The sequence below is a fragment of the Kitasatospora sp. NBC_00039 genome, from assembly GCF_045160625.1.
In the GTDB taxonomy this organism is placed as follows: domain Bacteria; phylum Actinomycetota; class Actinomycetes; order Streptomycetales; family Streptomycetaceae; genus Kitasatospora.
In genome coordinates this window covers 560,280-584,041 of record NZ_CP108290.1, presented here as the reverse complement: position 1 = coordinate 584,041, position 23,762 = coordinate 560,280, and the positions used below count along the sequence as shown (strand labels likewise).

At 77.4% G+C, this 23,762-nt stretch carries 2 protein-coding genes (1 of these 2 only partly in view); both read right to left on the bottom strand.

Features of this window, described 5'->3' with window-relative positions:
• Nucleotides 1-10,760 carry the 5' portion of an SDR family NAD(P)-dependent oxidoreductase gene (locus tag OG286_RS38730; protein ID WP_331742029.1) on the bottom strand. 9,925 nt of this gene lie to the left of the window's left edge, so 10,760 of the gene's 20,685 nt are visible here — the first part of the coding sequence; its start codon is at nt 10,758-10,760; the stop codon falls past the left edge of the window.
• Nucleotides 10,757-23,704, bottom strand: a complete 12,948-nt coding sequence (locus OG286_RS38725; RefSeq protein WP_331742027.1) for an amino acid adenylation domain-containing protein — start codon at nt 23,702-23,704, stop codon at nt 10,757-10,759. Before OG286_RS38725 ends, OG286_RS38730 begins: the two co-directional genes overlap by 4 nt.
• Nucleotides 23,705-23,762 lie beyond the last annotated feature (58 nt).

Sequence of the window (23,762 nt, the reverse complement as noted above, 5' to 3'; positions counted from 1 at the left end):
TAGCTGCGGTTCGGCCGGCCGCGTCGGGGGTCGAAGTGCTCCCGCCAGTCCCACCGGTCGGCCGGCACCTCGGTGATGTGGGCGGCACCGGCGGCGAGGTTGCGGGCGAAGGTGTCGAGATCCGGGGCGCCCGGGTAGCGGCCGGTGACGCCGACGACGGCGATGTCGAGGGCGCCGGCATGGGCCTGCTCCTCGCGCGGGGCCTGCTCCCCACGGGCCTCCTCACGGGGCTGGTCATGCGGCGTGGACGCCGGGTGGACCGTCGCTGTTCCGGCCGCTGCCTCGTCCGGTTCCGCCGCCGGGACGGCCTCCGGCGCCGGGACGGCCTCCGGCGCCGGGACGGTCTCCGGCACCGGCTGCGTGTCGGCGGGGGCCGCCGTCTCGAGGGGCCCGGGGCCGGCCTCCGTGCGGGTGAGGACGGCCGTCAGCGGCTCGCGTCGGACGGCGAGGAGGTGGGCGGCGAGCCGCTCGATCGTCGCGTGCTCGAACAGCAGGGTCGCCGGGAGCTCGCCGAGGTCGGCGGCGAGCCGTTCGACGATCTCGGCGCCGATCAGCGAGTCGATGCCGAAGGTCTCCAGGGTGTCCCGGTCGGTGAGTTCGTCCTCCTCACACTTGAGGACCCCGGCGAAGACCCGCTTGAGGTGGTCCCGGGTCCGGCGCTCCAGGTCCGCGCCGGCCGGCGCCGCAACCGCCGGCGCCTGCGCCACCGTCTGAACCACGGACGCCGGAACCATGGGCGCCGGGGCGCCGGCGAGCGGCATGCCGTGCCCGGCCAGCCGGGCCGGGTCCGCCTTGATGACCAGCGCCTGCCCGGCCCCGCCGGAGAGCACGCGCTCCAGTGCCGAGGCGCCCTCCGCCGGGTCGATGGAGCCGACGCCCAGGGCCGCGAACGAGCGCTGGTGGTGCGCGGTGGCCACGGCACCGACGCTCCCCCAGAAGCCCCAGTTCACCACCGACACCGGGAACGCGCAGCGACTGCGGGCCGACCAGACGCAGGCGTCCTCGAAGGTCGCCGCCGCCGCGTAGTTGGCCTGCCCGGGCGAGGCCACGAAGGAGGCTGCGGAGGAGAAGAAGACGCAGAAGTCCGGCTGCTGCCCGTCGAGTGCTTCGACCAGGGCGGTGGCGCCGGCCGCCTTCGGGGCGAACACCCGGGTGAACTCCACCTCCGTCATCCGGGCGAGCGGGACGTCGCGCAGCTCGCCGGCGGCGTGCAGGACGCCGTGCAGCGCGCCGAAGGAGTCGTGGGCCTCGGCCACCGCGGCCCGGACGGCGTCCGGGTCGGTGACGTCGCCGCGGACGTAGCGGACGTCGCCGCCCAGCCGGGCGATCTCGGCCGCCCGGGCCGTCACCTGCGGATCGTCGGCCGGCCGGCGGCCGAGCCAGACCAGCCGGGCGCCGTGGACGGCGGCGAGGTGCCGGCTCACGGCACCGCCCAGGCCGCCGGTCCCGCCGGCGACCAGGTAGACACCGCCCTTGCGCAGACGCGGACCGGCATCCACGGTGGCGGCCTCCCCGGGAACGGGTGCGGCGAGCGGCTCGAAGCGGCGCAGGTAGCGGTGCTCGCCGCGCAGGGCCACCACGGGGTGTGTGCCGTCCTCGGCGGCGATCCGCCGGGCGGTGCGGAAGGGGTCGGCGGCGAGGGCGTCCGGCGTGACGTCCACGCAGTTCACCTGCCAGAGCGGGTGTTCGGCCGCCACCGTGCGGGAGAGCCCGACCAGGCCGGCGCCGTGCGGCTGCACCCGGTCGCCGGGGGTGACCGGCAGGACGCCGTGCACGACGAAGGTCGCGGCCAGCGGGCGGGCCGCCTGGCCCACCCGGAGCAGTTGCTTGAGCAGGTAGAACGCGGCCAGGGTGACCGGGTCCCCGCAGGGTGCGGTGTCGGCGGGCTCCGGGACGGCGCCCGCGCGGCCGGCGAGCACGTAGAGCACGTCGAACGGGCCGGGGACGGGTGCGGCGCCGCCCAGCGGGATGCGGACCACCTCGTCGTCCGGGTGCAGCGCGGCCAGGGCGTCGGCGAGCGGGCCGTCCCCACCGGCGTGGGCCAGGGCGACCCGCCTGCCGCCCCCGGTCGGCGGCCGCTCGCCCGGTCCGGCGTCCTCGGACCAGCTCGGCCGGCAGACCAGAAGCGGGTAGTCCGGGGCGGCCGCGGAGGCGGGCGCGGCCACCGCTCCGGGCGCGCCCGGAGCGCGCCCGGGGGCCTGCGCGGCGGGCGGGACCGGGGCCGTGACGGACACGCGGGAGGTGACGGACGGCGGGGCGGCGACGCCCACCCGGGCCGTGACGGACGCCGGGGCGGTGGTCCAGTGGCTGGTCCGCGCGAAGGGGTAAGCGGGCAGCGGCACGTTGCGGCGCGGCCGGTGGGCGTGCACGGCGGCCCAGTCCACATCGTGGCCCGCCAGGTAGTCCTCGGCGAGCCGCCGCAGCCGCTCGCCGTGGCCGTCGGTGGCCGGCCTACCGCCGGCGACGAACTCCTCGGCCTGTTCGCGCAGTTCGGCCGTGCTCCTGACCACGAAGGCGGCCCGGGCCGGGAAGTGCGCGCGGGACAGCGCGAGCGTGCGGGCGGTGTCCTCGAGGTCGTGCTGCTCCGTCAGCCACCCGGCCAGCCCGCGGACCCGGTCGTGCAGGGCGCCATCCGTGCGCGCCGAGACCGGCAGGACGACGGCCTGCCCGGACGGGCCGACGGCGGGCGCGGCCTGCGGCGGCGCCTCGGCCAGCACCACGTGCGCGTTGGTCCCGCTGAAGCCGAAGCTGCTCACCGCGCCGACCCGCCGCCCGGACGGGCCCGGGAGCCAGGGCACCGCGGCGGTGGCGACCCGGAACGGCCCGCCGTCGAAGTCGATCACGGGGTTGGCCTGTTCGAAGTTGAGCGACGGCGCGATCACCCCGGCCCGGAGCCCGAGCACCACCTTGATGAATCCGGCGATGCCCGACGCCAGGGTGGTGTGCCCGATGTTGGACTTCACCGAGCCCAGGTAGCAGACGCCCGCCTGCCCGGCCCGGTCGCGGAAGACCCGGGTGAGGGCCTTCACCTCGATCGGGTCGCCCAGCACCGTGCCGGTGCCGTGCGCCTCCACGTACCCGACGTCCTCCGGGGCGAGGCCGGCCCGCCGGTGGACGTCCACCAGGAGCGCGGCCTGGGAGTCGGCGCTGGGCGCCGTGATGCCGTTGGTCCGGCCGTCGCTGTTGGTGCCGGTGGCCTTGATCACCGCGTACACGGTGTCGCCGTCGGCCAGTGCGCGCTCCAGCGGCTTGAGCACCACGGCGCCGACGCCCTCGCCGAGGACGATGCCGTCGGCCGAGGCGTCGAAGGGGGCGCAGCGCCCGGTGGGCGACAGCATGCCGGTGCGGCTGGTCCAGACGTGCATCCGGGGGGTCAGCATCACCGCGACGCCGCCCGCGACGGCGGTGTCGCAGTCGCCGGCGCGGATGGCCGCCACGGCCTGGTGCACGGCCACCAGGGAGGAGGAGCAGGCGGTGTCGATGGCGACGGCCGGGCCGCCGAGGTTGAGGTGGTAGGCGATCCGGGCGGCCAGGATGGAGGGCGAGTTGCCGAGGAACGCCTGACCGGTGCCGTCCTGGCCGTTCTCCTCCAGCAGCCGCAGGTAGTCGCCCGCGCCGGAGCCGACGAACACCCCGCAGCGGGCCCGTTCGGTGCCGGGCAGCGCGTAGCCCGCGTCCTCCAGGGCCGACCACGCCTCCTGGAGGAAGAGCCGCTGCTGGGGGTCCATCAGCTCGGCTTCCATCGGGGAGAGGTGGAAGAAGGAGGCGTCGAACAGGTCGACGTCGTCGAGCAGGGCGGCCCACTTGCTGTAGGTGCGGCCCTCGGCGCGCTGGTCGGGGTCGAAGTGCTCGGCGACGTCCCAGCGTTCGGCGGGGATCTCACGGATGCTGCTGCGGCCGGCGACCAGGTTGGACCAGAAGGTGCTGAGGTCGGGGGCGTCGGGGAAGCGGCCGGACATGCCGATCACGGCGATGTCCACCGGCCCCGCCGGCCCGGGCCGGACGGCGGGCAGGGTGACGGGGGCGCTCACGGGCGCGCTCACGGGCCGGGCGGCGGACGAGGCGAGGGGCGGGACGGTGGACGGGACGGACGGGACGGCGGGCAGGGTGACGGGCGGGACGGCGGCAGGGCCGGCCGTGGGTGCGGATGCGCCTGCGGGTGCGGTCCTGCCGGGGACCGGGGCGAGGACCACCTGACCAGGCCCGGCCGGGGGCCTGGGCGTCTCCTGCGGCGTGGCCTGGGGTGCGTCCTGGGGTGCGTCCTGGTCCTGGGGCCCCGGTGCCCCCGTGGGGTGGAGCTGCAGCGGGGGCGGTGAGCCGGCCGACCGGCCCTGCGATGGCCCGTCACCGGACCGGTCGGCCGGGGTCTGTGGGGGAACGGCCTGCGGAGCGGCCGGGCGGACGGCGGCGGCGTGCAGGGCGCGGCCCCGGGCGGACTCGGCGCCGACGAAGTCGGCCAGCCGGTCCAGCGTCGGGTGGTCGTAGACCGCCACCGAGTCCAGGTCGAGGCCGAAGTGCTGGTTGAGGTCGCGGACGATCTCGACCGCCCCGAGCGAGTCGACGCCCATCTCGCTGAAGGTCAGCAGGGGGTCGATCTCGTCCCGGTCGAGGTACAGATGCCCGCAGAGCGTCTCCGTGACCACGGCGACGACCTCGGCACGGTCCGGGCCCTCAGCCACCGGTGCCGGCACCGGTGCCGGCACCGGCATCGCGTCAGGCGCCGGTGCGAGTGCCAGGTCGGGCGCCGGGCCGGGCGCCGGATCGGGAGCCGGGTCGGGCGCCGGATCGGGAGCCCGGTCCGGTGGCGGGGTGTCGGCGGGCACCCGGGCGGTGACCGCCGGGGCGGCCGTGACCGGCCCCGCCGCGCTCGCCGGGTGGGCGTAGCCGCGCACCTTCGCGCTGTGCTCGTGCACGCGGCTCACCGCGTCCCGGCCGAGCACGAGCCGGTGCAGTTCGGCCTCGCGGGCCACCACCGTGCCGAGTTCGGCGAGCGTGCGGCCGGCCAGCTCGCGTTTGAGGGCGCGCACCGGCAGGGCGGGCTGGGCGGCGATCGCCCGGGCCAGGTCGAGCGCGGCGGGGAGGACCTCCTCCCGCGGCAGGAAGGTGACCTGCGCCCCGCGCCGTTCCAGCTCGGCGCCGCCGAACGGCCTGCCGGTGTAGAACATCTCGGTGGCCAGCGACCGCCCGAACCGGCGTTCCAGCACGTAGGTGGCGCCCATCCCGGGGGTGAAGCCGTACTTGAGGAAGCTGGCCGCGTACGTCCCCTCGCGTGCCATCAGCACCAGGTCGGCGTGCAGGCCGAACATCAGGCCGCCGCCGGCCGCGTGCCCGGACATCGCGGCGATCACCGGGCGGTCGCAGGAGAGCAGGCCCTCGTAGAGGAAGGGCACGTCGGTGAAGCTGCCCCGGCCGCCGGCCAGGCGCTCCAGGGCCTCGGGCGTGCCGCCCATGCTGAACGCCGGACCGCCGCCCGTCAGCACCACGGCCTTGACGCCCTCGTCCGCGCGCAGCTCGGCGAAGGCCGCCTCCAGGCCGCGCACGGTCTCCTCGGTGAACATGTTGGTGTCGCCGTGCATGACCACCAGGGCGATGCCGGGATCGAGGATCCGCAGTTCGACCGCGGGGCCACCGGCCCCGGGGAGGCCCGTCGGCGCCACCGTCTGATCCCCCGTCCGCTGCTGTGCCGTCCGTTGCAGTGCCGTCCGCTGTCGCACCCTCGGCTGCTCCGTCTCTGCGTCGGCCTTCCCCGCGGCGGCCGGCTCCTGCGGCGCGCCGCGCCACCGGCCCAGCCAGCAGCTCTCCTCCGTGAGGGGGTGCGTGGGCAGCGGGATCCGCCGGCCGGCGGGCCCGCCTTCGGGGCCGTACGCCTCGTGCCAGGGCACCTCGGCGCCCGCCGCCCAGGCGGCGGCCAGCTCCCTCAGGCGCCCCTGCCGCAGGAGCCGCACGCAGGCCTCGGGCGAGGGCGGTATCGCCGGGCCGGTGCCCGGCTGGTCCGGGGCGCCCGTCACGACGTCGGCGCCCTCGGGCGCCGCGCCGTCCAGGAACGCGTCCAGGCCCGCCCGCAGGCGGTCGAGCGCGGTGGCCCGGTCGTCCGCGACGACGGCCAGCCGGTGGGGCCGCGCCGTCCGGCCGACCTGCAGGGTGTACGCCACGTCGGCCGGATCGGGGCCGGTGCCGGCGCCGGCGCCGGGTGCAGGCCGGTCGGCGGCCACCAGTTCGGCGATCCGGCGCAGCGAGCCGTCCGGGGCGAGGGCGGCCGGCGGGAGGTCGCAGGCCAGTTCCTGCCCTATCCGGCGGGCCAGCTCCAACAGGCTGGACGGGTCCAGCCCGAGATCACCGAGCCAGGCGTCCGGGTCGATCTGGTCGGTGCGCACGCCGAGCAGGTCAGCGGCGAGCCCGACCAGCGTCCCGGTGGGCGGCTCCCCGGCGGCTGCGCCGGTCCCCCCGGCGTGGCCGGTGTCCAGGTGGGCCCGCAACAGCCGCGCCTGCGTGTGCAGGGCGGCCCGGTGCGGGGCGGAGAGGACGAAGAGCAGCGGCCCGCCGGGGCCGGGCGCCGGCTCGGCGCGGGCCGAGTGCTCCTCCACCACCAGGTGGGCGCCGGCGCCGCCCGCGCCGAACGCACTGATCCCGGCCCGGCGCGGGCCGCCGTCCGCCGGCCCGGTCCACTCCTGGGCCTCGCGCTGGATGCGCAGGGGCGAGCCGGTGAGGTCGAGGTGCGGGTTGGGTTCGTCCGCGTGCAGGGACGGGACGAGCCGGCCGTGGCGCAGTTGCAGCAGCACCTTGGTCAGGCCGGCGATCCCGGCGGCGCTCTCCAGGTGCCCGATGTTGGACTTCACCGATCCCACCGCGCAGCTGCCGGGCGCCGCCGCGCTGCCGGCGAACGCCTGGCGCAGACCCTCGATCTCCACCGGGTCGCCCAGTGACGTCCCCGTGCCGTGGGCCTCGATGCAGCCGATCGTGCGCGGGTCGACACCGGAGCGCCGAAGGGCGGTGCGGATCAGCTCGGCCTGCGAGTGCGGGCTCGGGACGGTGAAGCCGCTGGTGCGCCCGCTGTGGTTGACGGCCGACGCGCGGATCACGCCGTGGATGTGGTCGCCGTCGGCCAGCGCCCGGTGCAGCGGCTTGAGCAGGACCGCGCCGACGCCCTCCCCCGGCACGTAGCCGGTGGCGCCCGCGCCGAAGCTGCGGCAGCGGCCGTCGTCGGAGAGGAACTGGCCCTGCGCCAGCTGGAGGTACTTCTGCGGGTGGACGGTGACGTTCACCCCGCCCGCCAGGGCGAGGGTGCTCTCGCCCCGGCGCAGGCTCTCGACGGCGAGGTGGATCGCCGTCAGGGAGGACGAGCAGGCCGTGTCCACGGCCAGGCTGGGCCCGGTGAGGCCGAAGGTGTAGGAGACGCGGTTGGGGACGGCGGCGTGCAGGGCGGTCGGTGCCACGCCCTGGTCCTGGAACAGCTGGTAGTGGTTCCACATCACGCCGGCGAAGACGCCGACCGTCTCGCCCGCCAGGGTGGGCGCCGGGCGGCCGGCGTCCTCCAGTGCGCGCCAGCAGATGGTCAGGAAGAGGCGTTCCTGGGGGTCCATCCGCTCGGCGTCGCGCCGGGAGATGCCGAAGAACTCGCGGTCGAAGAGGTCCACACCGTCGAGGAACCCGCCCCAGCGGCTGTAGGTGGAGCCGGCCCGGCCGCGTTCGGGGGCGAAGTGGGCGCTGTGGTCCCAGCGTTCCTCGGGGACGGGGGTGATGCTGTCCCGGCCCTCGGCGAGGTTCTGCCAGAACACGTCGAGGTCCGGGGCCTGTGGGTAGCGGCCGGCCAGCCCGATGATCGCGACGGCGTCGTCGGTCTCGGCGGCGTGCGGGGGCTCGGCCGGCTGCGCGGGCTCTGCGGCCGGGGCCTCGGGCCGGTCGTGCGCCCGGACCGGTGCGCCGACCGGACCGGCATCGGCGGCCGGGGCGGCATCGGCGGCCGAAGTGGCACCGGTGGCGGGGGCGGCATCGGCGCCGGCGAACGGCGCGGCCACCCGGTCCGGTGCGCCGTGCACCGCCACCGTCGTGCCCCCGGGGCCGGCCAGGACGCGCTCCAGCAGGTCCAGGGCGTCGGCGGTGGGCATCGGCCACGTCCCCCTGGTGCGGCGCGCGTGGTCGAGGGCGTCGGGGGTGAGCTTCATCGCGCCGTCGGCCCACATGGGCCAGCCGATGGCGTAGGTCCGCCCGGGCCGGTCCGCGCGGGCGGCGCGGGCCTCGGCGAAGTGCTCCAGGTAGGCGTTGGCGAAGGCGTAGTCGCTCTGCCCCGGATTGGCCTGGGAGGCGGACAGCGAGGAGTACAGCACGAAGAGGTCGAGCCGGTCCCCGGCCGTCGCCCGGTCGAGGTGCACCGCGCCGAGGGCCTTGGGCGCCACCACCGCCGGCGGCGCGCCGTCCGGCTTGTTGCGCACCAGCGAGTCCGCGGTGACACCGGCGGTGTGGAACACGCCGTCCGGCGGACCGAACCGCTCGCGGACGAGGGCGAGCGCCGCCTCGACGTCGGCCCGGCGGGTGACGTCGGCCGTCAGGAAGACGACCTCCGCACCGGCGGCGCGCCACTCCTCGGCCCGGGCGGCCTGCTCGGCGCTCATCGGGCGGCGGCCGACCAGCGCGATCCGGGCGGCGTGGCGCCGGGCCAGGTGGTCCGCGAGGACGGTGGCCAGGGCTCCGCCGCCGCCGGTCACCACGTAGACGCCGTGGCGCTTCAGCGGCAGGGCCGCGTCCGGGCCGGCGGCGGGCAGGGCGGCGGGCAGCGCGGCAGGTGACGCGGCGGGCGCCAGGCCCCGCAGCTCGCGGCGCCCGTCCAGGTGCCGGGACTGCGGCGCCGTCCCGCCGGCGGCGAGCTCGGCCAGCACGGCCTCCGCGACGGCGCCGGCCGTCCAGTGCTGCACGCCGACGCAGCGGCAGGCGAGAGCGGGGGCCTCGGCCGTGACGCACCGGGCGAGTGCGCCGACCGCCAGGTGCTCCGGCGCGCCGCCACCGGCCGGGGCGGGGTGGACGAAGAGGAGCTGCGCTGCCCGGGCAGGACGCCGGCCCAGCACGGAGCGCGCCAGGCGCAGCACGGTCAGGGCCGGGCCGTGCGGGCCGTCGGACGCCGGGGCGGGCTCCGCGGCGGCCGGGACCACCAGAGCCGCCGGGCGGATCCCCCGGGCCTCCAGCGCCGACCAGAGCTGGTCCAGTTGGCCGGGGTCGGCCGGGTCGAGGCGGTAGCCGGTGACCCCGGCCTGCTCGAACACCGGCCCGGGGCCGACCGTGACGACCGTGGCGCCGTCGCACCTGGCGGCCAGCTCGGCCGCCAGGCCGTCGGGCCCGCCGTCGGGGGCGAAGAGGAGGACGTCGCCCTCGGGCCGGTACCCCGCGGCAGCCGGGGCCGGGGCGGGGTACCAGCGCGGCCGGAAGAGGGCGGTGGCGGACGGTCCGGGTTCGGCGGCGGGGGCGGCGGTGACGGCGGCGGCGAAGGGGCCCGCGGCGGCGGACGGCTGCGGTGCGGCGGCGGCCGTCGCGCCCGCGGGGTGGGTCTCGGCGAGGTGGGCGGCGAGGCTGTCGATGTCGGTGAACTCGAACAGGAGCGTGGGGTAGAGCGGGCTGCCGACCGTCTCCTCCAGCAGGGCGCTGATCCGGACCAGGTCGGCGGAGTCCAGGCCGAGCTCGTAGAAGCCGGTGCCGCTGCCGACCTCGGCCGGCTCCCGGCCGAGCGCCTCGCCGGCGAGCTGCCGCAGCCGGGCGGTGTAGGCGGCGACGGCCTCGGGCCCGGCCGCCACCGACTCGACCGGGCCGGCCGTGGTGGCAGGGCTGGGTGCGGCGGCCTGGGTGGCCGGTTCGGCCGTCTGCGGTGCCGCCATCGTCGCCCGGGCCGTGGGCTCGTCGAGCAGCCGGGTGATCAGCTCCGGACGGCGGATCCGCTTGCAGGTGAGCGCGCCGAACTCGGCCAGCAGCAGGCCCTGTTCGTCGTAGAGGCCGTAGTCGCTGCGGATCACGTCGCCGGAGCCGGCCAGCCGCTCGACGCCGGGCACATAGAGGTGGACCGTCCGGCCGAGCGGCCTGGGCGCCCGGAACCGGTCGATGTAGACCGGGATGAACGGCTCACGGGAGACGGCCTCGGTCTGCCCGTACGCGGCGATGGTGGCGGCGTCGAGCAGCGCGGGGTGCAGGTGGAAGGCGGCCGGGTCGGGCGCTTCGGCACCGGTGGTCAACTCGGCCAGCAGGTAGCCGTCACCGACGTGCAGCAGGCCGTGGCAGGCCATCGCCGGGCCGTGCCGGATGTTCTCGTCCCGGGCACGCGCGTACAGCTCGGCCATGTCGTACCGGCGGACGGCGCCGGAGCGCAGGGCGCCGAGGTCGATCGCCGGGGGCTGTGCGGCGACGGCCGGCCGCGCCGGGTCGGTGTCGACGGGTGCGGCGTCGAAGCCGAGGAGGGCGGTCAGGTTCTCCCGCCACGGTGAGCCGGGCACGCCGGCCCAGCGGCTGTCGGCCCGCACCGGGCGCTGCCCGGAGGCGTCGGCCGCACCGATGGTGATCCGGATCTCGCGGTCCCGGCCCTCCGTGGTGGCCACCGCCTCGGTGAACAGGATCCGGGTGAGCACGGCCTGTTCGTGGTCGAGGCCCTGGCTGCGCAGGATGCGCAGCAGGATGTCCAGGAACGTCACCCCGGGCATGACCGAGACCCCGTGCACGTGATGGTTGCGCATGATGAAGTCGGTGGCCGTCAGTACCACCCGGCACTCGATCGGTCGGTCCGTCACGGCCGTGTTCCCCTCTGCCCGAGGCTTTCTGCGATCGCGTCGTCGTCACCGGCGAAGCGGAGGTCGAGGATCGAGGCCACCGGCCCCGAGGAGCCCGGCGGGGGCCCGGGAGGCACCGGCCCGGAAGGCACCGGCAGGGCAGGCACCGCCCCGGCGGGCACCGGCCCGTGCGGCGGCCAGGCGTCCGGTTCGCGTTCCAGCCAGAACCGGCGTCGTTTGAGCTCCGGTTGCGGCAGTGGTTCCCGGACTGGCTGGTGGCCTGCCCGCAAGCCCGGGTCGAGCTCGCCGACCACGGCGTGCGCGTTGGTCCCGCCGAGGCCGAACGCGCTGACACCGGCGATCCGGCGGTGCCCGGCCGGCCAGTCGCAGAGCCCGGTGTTCACCCGGAACGGCGAACCGGCCAGGTCGAAGCGCGGGTTGGGCCGTTCGCAGCCGAGGGTGGGCGGGATCGCCGCGTGCTCCACCGCCAGCAGTGCCTTGATCAGCCCGGCGATCCCGGCCGCGCTGAGCAGGTGGCCCAGGTTGGACTTCACGCTGCCGATCGCGCAGTGGCCGGCCTGGGCGGTGCCGTCGGCGAAGGCGTCGGTCAGGGCCCGCAGTTCGATCGGGTCGCCGATCAGGGTGGCGGTGCCGTGCGCCTCGACCATGCCGATCTGCCCGGCCCGCAGGCCGGCGTCGGCCAGCGCCCGGCGGACCACGGCGGCCTGGGCCCTGGGGTTGGGCGTGGTCAGGCCCATCGTCCGGCCGTCGTTGTTGACGGCCACCGCGTCGATGACGCCGTGGATGCGGTCGCCGTCGCGCAGCGCCGCGTCGAGGCGCTTCAGCAGCAGCACGCCGCAGCCCTCGCCCGGGACGAAGCCGTCCGCCCGCTCGTCGAAGGTCCGGCAGCGACCGGACGGGGAGAGGGCCCGGGCCGCGCTGAACTCCAGGTAGGGCTCCTCGTCCAGGAGCACCTCCACCGCGCCGGCCAGGGCCAGTTCGGACTCTCCGGCGAGCAGACTGCGGCAGGCGAGCTGGACGGCGACCAGTGCGGACGAGCAGGCGCTGTCCACCACCATGGCCGGGCCGCGCAGGTCGTACTGGTGGGCGACCCGGGCCGCGATGAAGTTCTGGTCGCCGCCGAGCCCGGCCGGGCCGCCCGCCCCGGCCCGGTGCCGGTAGCCGGACATCCGGGCACCGGCGAAGACGCCGACCTGGCGGCCGGCCAGCTCCTCCTGCGGGTAGCCGGCGTCGCACAGGGCGCTCTCCGCGCCCTCCAGGAAGAGCCGCACCGCCGGGTCGAGGCCGGTGGCCTCCTCCTCGGTCATGCCGAAGTGGTCGGGGTCGAAGTCCTCGATGGCGTCGAGGAAACCGCCCCACCGGCTGATGCTGCGGCCGGGTTCGTAGGAGGGGCGGTAGAGGCGCGCGGTGTCCCAGCGGCCGGGCGGGACCTCGGTGACCGCGTCCGCCCCGGTGGCCAGCTGCTCCCAGAAGACGGCGAGCCCGGAGGCGCCGGGGAAGCGGCAGGCCATCCCGACGACGGCGATCCGGTCCGGCCGCCCCCCGGCGACGGGCTCCGCGGGCGCGGGCGGTGCGAACGGCTCGACGGGGGCAGGCGGCTCGACCGGGGCAGGCGGAGCTGCCGGGGCGGGCCCTGCGGCCGGTGCCGCCGGTGCCGCCGGGCCGGGCCAGGGCGGGAGCACCCCGGCCAGGTGGGCGGCCAGCGCCTGCGGCGTGTCGTGCTCCAGCAGCACCGCCGGTTCGAGCGGACGGCCGGTGCGGCGCTCGATCTCCACCACCAGCTCGCCCAGCATCACCGATTCGACGCCGAGTTCGGAGAAGGACGCGGTCGGTTCGAGCTCCCCGCGCGGGACGCCGGCGACCGTCTCGAACACCTCGGCCAGCCACCCGGGCACCGCACCCGCCGCGAAGGCCGGGGCGGCAACGCGGCCGGGGGCGGTCGGCTGCGGGGCCCCGGCCACCGGCGGGGCCGCCAGGACGACCGCCGGGCCGTCGGAGGCCATCGCCCAGTCGAGGACGGCGAGCCCGTCGGCGGTGGACAGCTCGCCGAGTCCGGCGGCCCGGGCGGCCGCCCGGGCCTCGTCCCCGGCGGAGCCGTCCGCCCACACCGGCCACTGCACCGCGCGGACCCGGCCGCGGCCGAGCCGCGCCAGCCGGCCGGCCTCGAAGTCCGTCGCGGCGTTGGCTGCCGCGTAGTCGCTCACCCCTGCCGCCAGCCGGGGCAGCGCCGAGGACGCCGAGGAGAAGAGGACGAGAGAGTCCGGCCCGTCCTCGGCGCAGAGCTCCGCGAGGGTCTCCAGCCCGTCCGTCTTCGGCTCCAGCACCTCACGGATGTCGTCGCACCGCTTGTGGACGAAGGCCGCCGGACCCCGGGAGCCGAGCCCGGCGCAGTGCACCACCCCGGCGATCGGGCCCAGTCCGGTGCGGACCTCTGTCAGGAAGGCCGACAGCCGGGCCCGGTCGGAGAGCGCGCCGGTGAACACCAGCACCCGGGCGCCCGCCCGCTCCAGGTCGCGGACCGTGCTCACCGCCTCGGTGGTGGCCGCGGGCAGCTCCGGGTCGTCCCAGCGCTCCCGGGGCGGCAGTTCGCGCAGGCAGGCGAGGGCGATCCGGCGGGCGCCGCGGGCCACCAGGTGACGGGCGACCGTCGCCCCGAGACCGCGCGTGCCGCCGGTGACCAGGTAGGCCCGGGCGGGGTCGGCCGTGAACGGCACCGCCGCCGGCGCCTCGACGGTGCTCCACTGCGGGAGCAGCCGTCGGCCGCCCCGGTGGCAGACCTCGGCGGGCGGCTGCCCGGCGGCCCACTCGGCGGCGACCGCCTCGGCCCGGGGCAGGTCGGTGTCCAGGTGGGTCGCGCGGACTCTCGGGTACTCCACGCCGAGCATCCGGACGAACCCGGCGACCCGTGAGCCGGCCGGCGACGGGCGGGCACCCGGGACGTCCTGGAGGCCCTCGGTCACCTGGAGCACCCGCAGTTCGCCGCGGTGGGCGCGGATCAGCTCCTGGAGCAGGGCGATCCGCGCCGTCCACGGGCCCGGGCCGGCGTCCGGCCGGCCCACGTCGGTGAGGTCCAGCACCCCGGCGAGGGCGGGCAGCCCGGCGAGGACACGCCGTGCGGAGGCCTCGTCGTGGAAGGCCGGCACGCCGTCGCCCCGGTCCGCGCCCTCGCGCAGCAGCACGCAGTCGGCCCGGGCGCCGAGCAGCGCGACGGTGTGCGCGGCCAGGGCCTCGCTGCCGGGGCCGGCGAGCACCGCCACCGTGCCGGGCGGGACGGTGCCCGGGGCCGGCTGCGGGCCGGCCGTCCACCGGCGCTCGCGCAACGGGGTGGCCACCGTGCTTGCCGCGCCCGGCAAGGGCGCCGCCACCGGTGCGGCGGTCCGCGACTCCGTGGGCGTGGTCGCGTCCGGACGGCCGACCGGCTCCGGGAGCCAGCAGCGCCGGGCCGCGAACGGGTAGCCGGGCAGCGCGGCGATCCGGCGTCCGGCGGTCTGCGGCAGGGCCTGCCAGTCCCAGGCCGTCCCGGTGACCCAGCGCCGGGCGAGATCGGTGAGCTCGTACCCGGCCGGGTCGACGCGCTCGGCGGGCAGGCCCGGCCCGGAGGGGCCGCTCACCCGCCCGCGGAGCTCGGCCGTGCCCCGGCCGGAGGCGAACGCGGCGAGCCGCTCGGCCAGTTCGGCCGGCGAGGAGACCACCAGGGCGAGCCGCTCGCGCAGCTCCTCCCGGCCGACCCGGCTGGTGTGGGCCACATCGGCGAGCTCCGCTGCGCCGTCCGCCGGCACGGGGGTGCTCCGCAGGTGGTCGGCCCACCGGCCGGCGAGCCCGGTCAGCGCTTCCTCGGTGCGTGCGGACAGCAGCACCAGCTGCGGCCCCGCCGGGCCGGCCGTCGGCGCCGCGGCGGGCACCGGCTGCGGGTACTCCTCCACCACGAGGTGGGCGTTGGACCCGCCGGCGCCGAAGGAGCTGACCCCGGCCCGGCGCGGACCGCCGGACGGGCGGGGCCAGTCGGCGGCCGAGCGCTGTACCCGGAAGGGCGAGGCCGCCCAGTCGATCGCGGGGTTGAGCTCGTCGGCGTGCAGCGAGGGGACCAGCCGCCCGTGCCGGAGCTGGAGCAACACCTTCGTCAGCCCGGCGATGCCGGCCGCCGCCTCGGCGTGCCCGAGGTTGGACTTGACCGTCCCGATGGCCACCTGGCCCGGGGCCAGGGCGCCGTACGCCTGCTGGAGTCCGGCGATCTCCACCGGGTCGCCGAGCGCGGTGCCGGTGCCGTGCGCCTCCAAATAGCCGACCGTCCCGGGAGCCATGCCCGAGCGGGCGAGCGCCTCGGCCACCACCCGGCCCTGTGCGGCCGGGTCGGGCACGGTGTAACCGTTGGTGCGGCCGCCGTGGTTGACGGCCGTGCCCTTGATCACGCCGTGGATCCGGTCCCCGTCCGCGACCGCCCGGGCCAGCGGCTTGAGCAGGACGGCGCCGACCGCCTCGGCGGGCACGAAGCCGTCGCCGCCCGCGCCGAAGGCCCGGCAGCGGTGGTCGGAGGAGGTCATGCCCATCGCCCGCTGCTGCACGAACTTGTTCGGGTGCAGCGAGAGGTTCACCCCGCCGGCCAGGGCCACCTCGCACTCGCCGTCGCGCAGGCTGCGCGCGGCGAGGTGGATCGCCGTCAGCGAGGACGAGCACATGGTGTCGACGGTCAGGCTGGGGCCGTGCGCGTCCAGGAAGTACGAGACCCGGTTGGCGATGCCCGCCGGGGTCGAGCCGGCGGCGACGGGCGCACCGGTGAGGGTGCGTTCGACGCCGAAGTACGGGTACTCGTGGTGCATCGAGCCGACGAAGACACCGATCCGGGGGCCGTGGGCCCGGCGCAGGCGCTCCCTGGGCCAGCCGGCGTCCTCCAGGGTCTCCCACACCACCTCCAGCAGCAGCCGCTCCTGGGGGTCCATCAGGTCGGCGTCGTGCGGGGTGATGCCGAACAGCAGCGGGTCGAAGCGGTCCACCCCGTCCAGGAAGCCGCCCTGCATCAGCTCCTCCCCCGGCCGGCCGGTGCGCCGCCCGGCGGGCAGGCCGGTGACGAGGTCCGCGCCGGCCAGCAGCTGTTCCCAGAGCGCCTGCACGGTGGCCGCGCCCGGGTAGCGGCCGGCGAGGCCGATCACGGCGAGGTCGTCCCCGGCCGCGGCGCCGGGTGCCGGGCCCGACCCGGGCCCGGCGGCGGGAGCGGGGGCGGCGAGCGCGGCGACGCTGCGGGCGACACCGGCCAGGTCGCGCTGTTCGAACAGGAGGGTGGCCGAGGTGATCCCGAACTCCGCGCGCAGGTCGGCGTTGAGCCGTGCCACCAGGAAGGAGGTGAGGCCGTACTGGTCCAGCGGCGTGTGCGGGTCGATCGAGGCCTGCGGCAGGCCGGACACCTGGGCGTAGAGCTCCACCAGGCGCCGTTCGACGCGGGCGACGTCCTCGCCGGACGGCGCCGGCCGGGCCTCCGCGGCGGGCACGGCGGGTGCGGCGGGCGAGGCGGGCGAGGCGGGCGCCTGGGCCGGGGCCGCGCCGGCCTCCCGGGCGACCGGCACGACCGGCACGACCGGCACGACCGGGAACGGCTCGGTGGGCAGCGGCACCCGGCGGGCCGGCACCGCCCACTGCGCGGGCCAGTCCACCTCCGCGCCCGCCAGCCAGGCGGCGCCTGGTCCGTCGGAGGGCGCGGCGGGCCGACCGCCCGCCAGGTAGCGCGCGAGCGCGGCCCGCAGCGCGGGCAGGCCCTCGGCGCAGTCGAGGACGAGCCGGTGCGCGTGGTGGGTGCGGCCGGTCTGCAGCGTGTACGCGAGGTCGGCCGGGTCGGGGTCGGTGATGCGCAGCCGCTCGGCCAGGCGGGCCGCCGCGCCGCGCAGGGCGGCCTCGTCGCGCCCGGAGAGCACCGCCAGCAGCGGACCGCGCGGGGTGTCGCCGCCGGCCGGGGAGAGTTCCGCGGCCGTCGCCGGGCGGACGACCGCGTGGCCGAGCGAGCCGGTCGCCCCCGCCGCGTTGACCAGGGCCCGCAGAGGTGCGGCGCCTTCGGGTGCGGGCCAGGGCAGCCGGCGGTCGGCGAGCCGGACCGGCAGGGCGTCCCAGTCGACCAGGCGGCTGAGCTGCTCGGCGGTGGGCGTCGGGGCGATGGTGCGGTGGCGCAGCTGGAGCAGGACCTTGGTGAGCTGGGCCAGTCCGGAGGCGGCCTCCAGGTGGCCGATGGCGGGCTTGAGCGTGCCGAGCAGGACGGGACCGCCCGGGCGGTCCCGGAAGAGCCCGCCGAGCGCCTCCACCTCGGCCGCGTCGGCGAACGCGGCCCCGGTGGCCGCGCATTCGACGTAGGCGACCTCCTCGGTGGTGACCCCGGCCCGGTCCAGCGCGCGGGCCATCGACTCCTGGAAGGCGGCCACGTCGGGGGCGCCGAAGCGGTGGGAGCCGCCGGCGAAGTCGATCCAGCTGCCCTCGACCACCCCGTGCAGGTGGTCGCCGTCGCGGCGCGCGTCCGCGACCCGGCGCAGGAGCAGCGCGCCCACGCCCTCCCCGGGGGACCAGCCGCTCGCGGCGGCGTCGAAGGCGCCCCGGACGCCCTCGGGGGCGACCAGTCCCAGGCCCGCCAGCAGCGCCGTGTGGTACGGGTGCGCGACCAGGTTGGCCGCGCCGACCACGGCGGCGTCGCAGTCACCCCGGTGCAGGGCCTCCACGGCCAGGTGCAGGGCGGTGAGCGAGGAGGAACAGGAGGTGTTGACGGCGACGCTGGGCCCGCGGAACCCGAAGAGGTGCGAGATGCGGTTGGGGATGTCGGCGGCGACGGCCGACACCTCGGCGCGCCCGGTGCGCTCCCAGCGCGCGGCGCCGACGTGCTGGTGGTCGTTCCACATGGTCGCCACGTAGACGCCGACCCTGGGAGCGGCCCGGCGCAGGGAGTCCGCGGTGTGCCCGGCGTCCTCCAGGCACTGGTGCACCGCGTGCAGCAGCTGGCGCAGCTGCGGGTCGAGGGTGCCGGCCTCGGCGGGCGAGAGCCGGAACAGGGCGTGGTCGAAGCCGTCGATGTCGTCGAGGTAGCCGCCGGGGACGCTGCCGGTGTCGCCCGCGCGGGCGGGGGGCGCGGCGGCGATCGAGCGGCGGCCGTCGAGGAGATTGAGCCAGAGCTCCTCGGGCGAGCCGGCCTGCGGGTAGCGGCCGGCGAGGCCGATCACGGCGGCGGGGGTGACGCCGGCGCGCCGCCCGGCCTGGCCCGGCAGCTCGGCCGGCGCGGCGGCGGCCACCGGCACCGGCCCGGGTGCCACGGGCGGCGCGGCGGCGGGCAGGTCGGCGGCCCGGCCGCCGAGGAAGGACTGCAGGAACTGCTGGCCGTCGTCCAGCCGCAGTTCGGCGCGGACCCGGTCGAAGGCCACGCTCCCGATCGGGCACAGGCCGACCCCGGTCTCCTGCTGGGCCTCCATCAGGAGCTGTCCGACGTAGCCGGCCTCCAGCAGCAGGAAGCGGCCCGCGTCCGCGCCGTAGAGCGGCGCGATGCCCCGGGGCTGGCCGATCAGGTAGAGCTCGAACGCCGCCTGGTCGAACAGCGGCCGGTTGTAGAAGAAGTGCGCGGAGCGGTCGAGTGCGGGGGCCGGGTTGACCAGGCGCAGCGCGTGCGCGACCGGGTCGTGGTAGTAGACCCCGCCGGGCAGCGACTCGACGGCGCCGGGGCGCACGTACAGGTAGGCCTGGACGGCGTAGGTGTCACCGGCCGAGGGGTAGCCGCGCCGCTCGCGGCCGTCCGCCTCGCTCGCGCGCAGGCGGTCGAGCAGCGCGCAGAGGTGGGCGAACGGCAGCGGGCCGGGGCCGAACTCCCGCCGGCTGGCGCGGGCGAGGTGGCGCTCGGCGGGGGCGTCGGGGGCGGGCAGCGGCACGGCGGGCTCGGCCGGCGAGGGCGGGCGCAGGTTCCAGCGGCCGTCCTTGAAGGCGGCGCGTTCCTCGGGCGACAGCACGTCCACGGACTGCGGAGCCGCCGCGGGTACCGGTGCGGGGGCGGCGGGTTGGGGAGCCGGCGCGGGCACGGCTTGCGGGGCGGGAGCCGGCGCGGGCACGGCTTGCGGGGCGGGCCCGGCCTGGGCCTGCGGGGCGGGCGCCGGGGCGGCGCCGAGTTCGCGGGCGAGCCGGTCGGCGATCCCGGCCGCCGTCGGGGTGTCCAGCAGCGCGCTGACCGGGATCCGCACCCCGTGCCGCTGCTGGAGGGTCCGGGAGATCCTGACCATCGTGAACGAGGTCGCACCCTGGTCCCAGAGGTCCTGCTCGGGGTCGACCGGCAGGCCGTCGAGCAGTCCGGAGGCGATCTGCGCGATCTCCTCGGCGAGCCCGGCGGCGGACGCCGACGCGGCAGGGGCCGGAGGAGCGGCGGGTGCGGGGGCCGCAGCGGAGACGGGGACGGGAACGGGAACGGGACCTGGGGCGGCACCAGGAACGAGGGCCGCGACGGGGGCGGCGGCCGGCAGCGGCCAGGGCAGCGCGGCCCGGTCCAGCTTGCCGTTGGCGGTCGCCGGGAAGGTTTCCAGGAAGACCAGGTGGTTGGGGACCATGTAGTCCGGCAGGGCCAGCGCGGCGTACGCCCGCAGCTCGGACGCCGACGGCGGGTCACCGGCGGCCAGCAGGTAGCCGACGACCTTCTGGTCCCCGGAGGCGCTCGGGCGCACCAGCACCACGGCCTCCCGGACGGCGGGGTGGCTGCGCAGCCGGTGCTCGATCTCGCCCAGCTCGACCCGGTGCCCGCGGATCTTGACCTGGGTGTCGGCCCGGCCGAGGAAGGTCATCACCCCGTCCGGGCCGAAGGCCGCGCGGTCGCCGGTGCGGTACATCCGCTGCCCCTGGCGCGCCACGAACGGGTCGGGCAGGAACCGCTCCTCGGTGAGCTCCGGCCGGTTCTGGTAGCCGAGCGCCAGGCAGTCCCCGCCGATGTAGAGGTCGCCCTCGGTGCCGATCGGGCAGGGCTCCAGCCGCTCGTCCAGGACGTAGTACCGCGCGTTGTCGATCGGCCGGCCGTACGGGATGCTCCGCCAGGCCGGGTCGACGGTGCCGATCCGGTGGTAGTTGGACCAGACGGTCGCCTCCGTGGCGCCGCCCAGGCTGACCAGTTCGGCGCGGGTGAAGACCGCCCGCAGCTGGTCGGGCAGCGACAGCGGGGTGTAGTCGCCGCTGAGGAAGACCAGCCGCAGGTCGTCCGTACCCCCCAGGCCGCCGGTGCCGTCGCCGGCCGGGGCGGGCAGCAGCGGCATCAGCTGGGCGAGCGTGGTGGGCGCCGAGTTCCAGAAGGTGATCGGCTGCTCCAGCAGCAGGTCGAGCAGCAGCGCCGGGTCCTTCTGCTGGGCCTCGTCGGCGATGTAGACGGCGGCGCCGCTGCCGAGCAGGCCGAAGATGTCGAACACCGAAAGGTCGAAGCCGAGCGAGGTGACCATCAGTCCGAGGTCGCCGGGCCCCAGGCCGAACGTGCGCCGGCACCAGTGCAGCAGGTTGGCCACCGGGCGGTGCGAGACCGCGACGCCCTTGGGCCGACCGGTGCTGCCCGAGGTGAAGATGACGTACGCGGTGCCGTCCAGGTGGGCGGTCGGCCGGGGCGCGGTGGCGGCGGGGACGATGTCGTGGTCGATCTCCAGCACCCGGACGCCGTCCGGGAGGGCGAGCGGCCCGGTGTCGGCGGTGGTGAGCAGCAGGGTGGCACCGGTGTCCGCGAGCATGCCGGCGGTCCGCTCGGCGGGGGCGGTGGGTTCGACGGGCAGGTAGGCGGCGCCCGCCTTGAGAATGCCGAGGACGGCGGCGACCAGGGCCGGGCCGCGCCGGGCGCCGATCGCCACCACCTGGCCGGTGTCGACGCCGAGCGCGCGGAGGCGGTGGGCGATGCCGTTGGCCCAGCGGTCGAGTTCGCGGTGGCTTACGGTGCCGCCGGGGTGCAGCACGGCGGGCGCGTCCGGGGTGCGCCGGGCCTGGTCCTCGACGTAGAGGTGGACGGGGCGTTCGTCGGGGACGGGCACGGCGGTGTCGTTCCAGGTGTGCAGCACCAGCTCCCGCTCCTGCGCGCTGAGCACCCGGGCCGGGGCGGGCTCCGGCTCGGCCGCCGGCTCGACCGACGGACCGGTAGCGGAAGCCGACCCTGTCGCCGTGGCCGACCCCGTCGCGGAAGCCGTGGGAGGGACCGCCGTGAGGGCCTCGCCGAGGCCGGCCAGCAGGTGCCGGAAGGCCGCGAACATGGCCTCCAGGTCGCCGGGGGCGAAGTCCCCCGGCACCGCGTCCCAGTGGTAGTGCAGTTCGTCGCCGTCCTCGACGCAGATGCTGTCCAGGCTCACGTCCGGGGTGTAGGTCATCCACCGCGCGGTGCGTGCCCCGGGCGGTGGCGCGTGTTCGGTGAGTTCGAGCAGGCCGGTGTGGACGACGGGGAAGGCCAGGCCCGCGCCGGCCCGCTCCCGCATGACCACGCGGCGCAGTTCGGCGAGCCCGTCGGCGCCGGCGCCGAGCGTGTCGTCCCGGTCCATCCGCGCCTGGTGGGCGGCGGCCCGCTCGGCGAGCGGGAGTGCGGCCGGCCCGTGGTCGAGCCAGCTGAGCCGGGTGTGCTCGCCCGGGCGGCGGTGTTCGTCGTCAGGGTGCCAGCGGGCGGCGACCACCGTGAAGTCGCCGTCCACCCGGGTCGCCAGAGCCTCGGTGAGGACGGCGAGCAGCGCGGCGTCGGGGCTCAGGCCGCGGCTCTCGGCGGCCGCCCGGGTGCGCCGCCAGCCGGTCAGGACGCCGGAGTGGCGGATCCGGCGGCGGTCGGCTCCCCCGGCCGGGACCGGGCCGGCGGGCAGCGCGGCGAAGCGCTCGCGCCAGTAGGCGACGGCGGCCGGGTCCGGAGCCGCGGTCTCGGCGGCGGGGGCCGGCGGGGCGGGCCGGGCTGCGGTCCGGCCCGCGTATCCGGCGACCAGCTCGCGCAGCAGCAGGTGGAGGCTGCGGCCGTCGACGACGGCCAGGTCGATGGCGCAGTGCAGGGTCGCCCGGCCCGTCGCGGCCCGGGTCACCCGGAGGTCGAACTGCGGCCAGCGGCCGAGCGCGAAGGCCGTCCCGGCCATCCGGTCGCGCAGCGCGTCCACCACGTCCCCGCCGTCGGTGCCGTCCGCGGGGAGGTCGACGACCGGGATCCGGCGGCGCGGGCCCGCTGTGCGGCGCACCCGCAGTTCGCCGTCGGAGGACAGGTGACTGCGCAGCACGTCGTACCGCTCGGTCATGGCGTGCCAGGTGTCCTCCAGCCGGCCGATGTCCACCTGGTCGAGCTCGAAGGCGTGGTAGACCTGACAGCCGTCCCAGGGGGCGGCGCCCTGGGCGCGGGCCACGTAGTACGCCTGCTGGAGCTGGTTGGGCGGCCGGGACTCCTCGTCGGTGCCGGCACCGCAGGCCAGGTCGCGCAGGGTGTTGCCGAGGGCGGTGAAGAGGGTGTCGGCGGCGCCCGGGGCGAGCAGGGTGTCGGCGACGTCCCAGCGGTAGTGCAGGGCGCCGCCCGTCGCCCACATCTGGTGTTCGAGCGCGATGCCGGCGGTTCGGCCGGCCGCGTGCGTCAGGTGGGCGGAGAGGCCGTCCGACGTGCCGGTGCCGGTGTCCAGCAGGCTGGTGAAGACGACCGGCAGCCCGGCCGGGGGCGCCGACCTGTCGCGGGCGCGCAGCTCGCGCAGGACCTCCACCCCGGAGACGCCGGTGTGGGCGAGGTCCGCCCAGAGCCGGTCGTGCAGGGCGCGGGCGGCGTCGTCGAAGGAGTGGTCGGGCTGTGGCGTGACGGCCAGCAGCGCGGTGGAGGTGAACGGACCGACGAGCTGCTCGGTGCCGGCCGGCAGCCGGACCCGGTCGGTGGTGGTCAGCACCAGGGTGAACGGCCGGCCGGGGGCGTCGGCGGCCAGGACCTCGGCGAAGGCGGTGAGCACCAGCGCCGTGGGCGACACCCCCAGGCGCGCCGCGTGCGCCTTGAGGGCGTTCCACTGGGCCGGGGTCAGGGCCGCGCCGAGCGAGCGGCGCGGGTGGCCGCCGGGGCGGGCCTGCGGCCGGACCAGGGCGGCCGCGGGGGCGGCCGTCGCCCCGGCGAGGCGGGCGCACCAGTGGTCCAGGTCGGCCTGGTGGGCGGGGGTGGAACGCCGCCCGTGCAGGGCCAGGACGGCCTCGCGCAGCGGTACGGCCGGGGCGGGAAGCGGGTGGCCGGGCTGCTGGTAGCACTGCCACCAGTGGTCCAGCAATACATGGAGGCCCTGGCCGTCGGTCAGCATGGCGTCGATGTCCAGGTGGACCACGCCGACGCCGCCGGGGCCGAGCGACACCTCGACGTGGTGCGGCTGCCAGCCGGTGTCCCGTTGCCAGGCCGGGTCCGCCAGCCGGTCGCGGACGGCGCCCAGGTGGTCGGCGAAGGCCTGCGGGGCGGCGGTCGTCAGGTCGTGCACCGGGACGGCCGGGTGCGCCGTGGCGGCGATCCGCTGGCGGCCGTCCTCGTCGACCAGGATGCGCAGCATGTCGTGGTGGGCCACCACGCGCTGCCAGGCCTCCGTCAGCCGTGCCGGGTCGAGTGCGGGCGGCGCGAACTCGCGGTAGATCCGGCAGCCGACCGGGTCGGTGCCGAGGTCCGGGTCACGGCCGACCAGGTAGGCCTGCTGGACGGGGGTGAGCGGGAACGGTTCGTCGTGCCCCGGCGTGCCGGGGGCCGCGAACGGCACCGGCCGTCGGCCGCCGTCGACCTCTTCCGCCAACTCCTCGATTCTGTCGATGAGCTGACGGGTCGTGGCACCACCGCCGATCCAGTCGACCGCGATCTTCACCCCGCACGCGGCCTCGATGCCGATGGCCAGGCGGGTCGCCGCGAGCGAGGCGAGCCCGTGCTCGCGCAGCGGCAGGTCGGGGGCGGGCCGTGGCGCTCCGGCGGGCCCGACCTCACCGACGAGACGGGTGACCGCTGCGGCGATCTCGTCGCGGTTCAATGGGTTCCTCCTTGACGGGCCCGGCAGGGCGCGGCGCAGCGGGGCGGGGGCAGACACG